We start from the raw sequence: 4,498 nt of genomic DNA on the forward strand, positions 1-4,498 counted from the left end.
GCGCGGCCCTTCGTCGCGCAGTACTTCGTGATGGCGGCCGTCAGCGTCGTCTTGCCGTGGTCGACGTGACCGATCGTCCCCACGTTCACGTGCGGCTTGCTGCGCTCGAACTTCTCCTTGCCCATGACTTCCTCTCTTTCCTGTCCGAGGTCTGGCGGCTACTTCGTGGCCGCAGCGGTGCCCTTCGCCTTGGAGACGATGGTCTCCGCGATGTTGCTCGGGACCTGCGCGTAGTGCTTGAACTGCATCGAGTAGGTGGCGCGGCCCTGCGTCTTGGAGCGGAGGTCGGTGGCGTAGCCGAACATCTCCGCGAGCGGCACGAGCGCCTCGATGATCTGGACGCCCGTCCCGGGGTTCATCGACTGGATCTTGCCGCGGCGCGAGTTCAGGTCGCCGATGACGTCGCCCATGTAGTCGTCGGGCGTCGTGACCTCGACCGCCATGATCGGCTCGAGCAGGATGGGCTTCGCCTTCGCCGCGCCGTCCTTGAAGCCCATCGAGCCGGCGATCTTGAACGCCATCTCGGACGAGTCGACGTCGTGGTAGCTGCCGTCGAAGACCTCGATCTTGATGTCGACCACCGGGTAGCCGGCGAGCACGCCGCTCGTCATGGCCTCCTCGATGCCCTTCTGGATCGGGGAGATGAACTCCTTCGGGATCGAGCCGCCGACCGTGGCGTTCACGAACTCGAAGCCCTTGCCCGGCTCCTGCGGGATGAGGCGCAGCCAGCAGTGGCCGTACTGGCCGCGGCCGCCGGTCTGACGGATGTAGCGGCCCTCGGACTCGACCTGCTTCGTGATGGTCTCGCGGTAGGCGACCTGCGGCTTGCCGACGTTCGCCTCGACCTTGAACTCGCGGAACATGCGGTCGACGAGGATCTCGAGGTGGAGCTCGCCCATCCCGCCGATGATCGTCTGGCCCGTCTCCTCGTCGGTGTGGACGCGGAAGGACGGATCCTCCATCTGGAGGCGGTTCAGCGCGACGCCCATCTTGTCCTGGTCGGCCTTCGACTTGGGCTCGATGGCGACGTGGATCACCGGCTCCGGGAACTCCATCCGCTCGAGGATGACCGCGGCCGACTCGTCGCAGAGCGTGTCGCCCGTCGTGGTCGCGCGGAGGCCGACCGCCGCGGCGATGTCGCCCGCGTAGACCTCCTTGATCTCCTCGCGCTTGTTGGCGTGCATCTGGAGGAGGCGGCCGATGCGCTCCTTCTTGTCCTTCGTCGCGTTGTAGACGTAGGAGCCCGCCTCGAGCTTGCCCGAGTAGACGCGGAAGAACGTGAGGTTCCCCACGAACGGGTCGTTCATGATCTTGAACGCGAGGGCCGCGAACGGCTCCGAGTCGGCGGTGGCGCGCGTGACCTCGTCGCCCTTCGCCGTCACGCCCTTCACCGCCGGGACGTCGAGCGGGCTCGGCAGGAAGTCGACCACTGCGTCGAGGATCTGCTGGACGCCCTTGTTCTTGAAGGCCGTCCCGCAGATGACCGGGAAGAACTTCATCTCGAGCGTGCCCTTGCGCAGGCCGCGGAGGAGCTCCTCCGCCGTGAGCGGGTGGCCGTCGAGGTACTTGTGCATCAGGGCGTCGTCGACCTCGGCCGCGGCCTCCTCGAGCTTCGACCGGTACTCGGCGGCCTGCTCCCGGAGGTTCTCCGGGATCTCGACCTCCTGGTACTTCGCGCCCATCGTCTCATCGTCGAAGGTGATGCCCTTCATCTTGATGAGATCGACCATGCCGCGGAACTTGTCCTCCGCGCCGATCGGGATCTGGAGCGACACCGGGCGGGCGCCGAGCTTCTGCTGGATGGTCTGGACGGCGCGGAAGTAGTCGGCGCCGATGCGGTCCATCTTGTTGATGAAGCAGATGCGGGGGACCTTGTACTTGTCCGCCTGCCGCCAGACCGTCTCGGACTGCGGCTGGACGCCCTGCACCGCGTCGAACACCGCGCACGCGCCGTCGAGCACGCGGAGCGAGCGCTCCACCTCGATGGTGAAGTCGACGTGCCCGGGGGTGTCGATGATGTTCAGCCGGTGCTCGCGCCAGAACGCGGTCGTCGCGGCCGACGTGATGGTGATGCCGCGCTCCCGCTCCTGCTCCATCCAGTCCATGACGGTCGTGCCCTCATGGACCTCACCGATCTTGTGCGTGACGCCGGTGTAGAAGAGGATTCGCTCGGTCGTAGTCGTCTTGCCGGCATCGATGTGCGCCATGATGCCGAAGTTGCGATAACGCTCGAGTGGACTGGTGCGGGGCATCTGTTCGTTCCTTCGAATCCTTCGTGCGTGCGCAAGACCGGTCCGCCGGATCCCTCCGGCGACACCGCGTTACCGACCGAGCTGTCAAAGAGCGAAGCGGGTCCTACCGTGCTCGAGAACCCCGGCCGGCAGCGCCGACCCCTGCTCTTCCTCGATCCTCCTCCTACCCTCTCACCACCGGTAATGCGCGAAGGCCTTGTTGGCCTCGGCCATCTTGTGCGTGTCCTCGCGCTTCTTCACCGCGTTCCCGCGGTTGTTCGCAGCGTCGATGATCTCGCCGGCGAGCTTCTCCTGCATCGTCTTCTCGCCGCGGGCCTTCGAGTAATCGATCAGCCAGCGCATTGCAAGCGCGGTGCGCCGATCCTGGCGGACCTCGACCGGCACCTGGTACGTCGCGCCGCCGACGCGGCGGCTCTTGACCTCGACGACGGGCTTCACGTTGTCGAGGGCCTTCTTGAAGATCTTGAGCGGATCGTCCTTGAGCTTCTGCTCGACCTGGTCGAACGCGCCGTAGATGATGCGCTCGCCGGTGGACTTCTTCCCCTCGCGCATCAGGTTGTTGACGAACTTCGCCACGATCCGGTCCTGGAACTTCGGATCGGGCAGAATCTTCCGCTTCTCGACTTCGCGACGACGAGGCATCGGACCTTATCCTTCTCGAGCTAGCTCGGGCGCTTCGCGCCGTACTTCGAGCGGCTCTGCTTGCGGCCCTGCACGCCGACGGCGTCGAGGGTCCCGCGGACGATGTGGTAGCGGACGCCCGGGAGGTCCTTCACGCGGCCACCGCGGATGAGGACCACCGAGTGCTCCTGCAGGTTGTGGCCCACGCCGGGGATGTAGCTCGTCACCTCGAAGCCGTTCGTGAGGCGAACGCGGGCGACCTTGCGGAGCGCCGAGTTCGGCTTCTTGGGCGTCGTCGTGTACACGCGCGTGCAGACGCCGCGCTTCTGCGGCGACTCCTTGAGCGCGGGCGCCTTCTTCTTCGTGAGGAGCTTCTCGCGCCCCTTGCGCACCAGCTGGCTGATCGTCGGCATCTTGAGCGAGCTCTTTTCCCAACAAAAACGCGCCGGAATCGTGGAACCGGGCGCGTGTGGACAAATCCCGTCTTAAGGGCGGCGGATTATACGGGTGCGCGTTCGAGAGTCAAGCCCTTCCGCGCGCTTGCGCTCGGCGGCCAGGGAACGTTCGCGCGAAGGAGGGTCATTCCCCGGCGCGGGGCGAGCAGAGCACGTAGTGGAAGACGTCCCGCCTGCCGTGCTCGCTGTACCCCCAGTGCTCGTGCAGCTCGTGGAACCGGATCTCGAACCCCGCACGGTCGAGCTGGCGGGCGAGCGCCTCCCGGGACGGGAACCAGCGCGATTGGCCGTCCCAGTTCACCCACACGTCGGGCCGATAGAGCGGCAGCCCCTGCCCTTCCCATACCGAGCCCGCGCCCTTGATCCCGAAGGCGAAGAATCCGAGTTCTTGCCGGGGGGCGCGAGGAAGCTGCGCCCCCCGGTCCCCCGCTGGCGCGCCGGCGAGCAACAGCCGGCGCACGAGCGCGTAGATGCGAGCGAGCTCGCCGGACGAGAAGTAGTGCAGGCTCGAGTACGAGTAGACGAGGTTCGCGCCGGCCGCGGGCGTGTCCGGCCGCTCGAGCACCTCGGCGAAGTCCCCGGCCACGAGCGCGGGGACGACGGGCGGCGGCTCGCGGTCCACGCGCGCCTGGAAGGCGGCGAGCGCGTCCTGCGAGACGTCGACGCCCGCGTAGCCGTCCACCCCCGGCGCACCGAGGAAGCCAAAGGCGTCGTTCCCCACGCCGCAGCCGAGCTCCAGGACGCGCAGGCGCACGCCGCGCGCGCCCAGCTCCTCGAGGAGCCGCCACACGAGCGGGTTCGGCTCGCGCACGCGCGTGAACCCGTAGGCGAGCTGCGGCTCACGGTAGAGGCGCTCCCAGTCGAAGCGCAGGTCGAGCATGAAGCGGGCGTAGGCGAGCGCGTCGCGCTCGCGCCCAGCGGCGAGGAGCGCGTCGAGGACGGCGAGCAGGAACCCCGGCAGATCGAGCGCGTCGCCGTGCTCGGCGCGCGCGAGCCACAGCGCCGTCGCGAGATCGCCCGAGCGGGCGGCCACGAACTCGGGCACGTGGCGCGCGAGGCGCTGCTGCGCCGGGGAGAGCCGCGCGACGCGCGGCGCGAGCGCGGCGCGGAGCGCGTCGGCGCCGCCGGGCGGCGCGGCCGTCCCCCACTCCGCCGGCAGCCCCAGCGCGG

At 68.2% G+C, this 4,498-nt stretch carries 5 protein-coding genes; all 5 read right to left on the reverse strand.

All coding sequences use genetic code 11. The features are described from left to right. Positions 1-125 (reverse strand): GTP-binding protein (locus MNZ29_RS23535; protein WP_242356372.1); only part of this gene is annotated, 125 nt, incomplete at its 3' end. 33 nt (positions 126-158) lie between these two features. Next, the gene (gene fusA, locus MNZ29_RS23540; protein ID WP_242341482.1) at positions 159-2,252 is read right to left on the reverse strand and encodes an elongation factor G; all 2,094 of its coding nucleotides are present in this window, start codon (positions 2,250-2,252) and stop codon (positions 159-161) included. A gap of 171 nt (positions 2,253-2,423) precedes the next feature. After that, on the reverse strand, positions 2,424-2,894 hold the full coding sequence (gene rpsG, locus MNZ29_RS23545) for a 30S ribosomal protein S7 (RefSeq protein WP_012096690.1): 471 nt from the start codon (positions 2,892-2,894) through the stop codon (positions 2,424-2,426). Between the two features lie 20 nt (positions 2,895-2,914). Further along, a complete protein-coding gene (gene rpsL / locus MNZ29_RS23550) occupies positions 2,915-3,286 on the reverse strand; it encodes a 30S ribosomal protein S12 (RefSeq protein ID WP_242341481.1) in 372 nt (123 codons plus the stop codon). Between the two features lie 166 nt (positions 3,287-3,452). Continuing rightward, positions 3,453-4,498: class I SAM-dependent methyltransferase (locus MNZ29_RS23555; RefSeq protein WP_242357017.1), on the reverse strand; the 1,046-nt coding region annotated here is incomplete at its 5' end.

This window comes from Anaeromyxobacter sp. SG64, assembly GCF_022690745.1.
Lineage (GTDB): Bacteria > Myxococcota > Myxococcia > Myxococcales > Anaeromyxobacteraceae > Anaeromyxobacter > Anaeromyxobacter soli.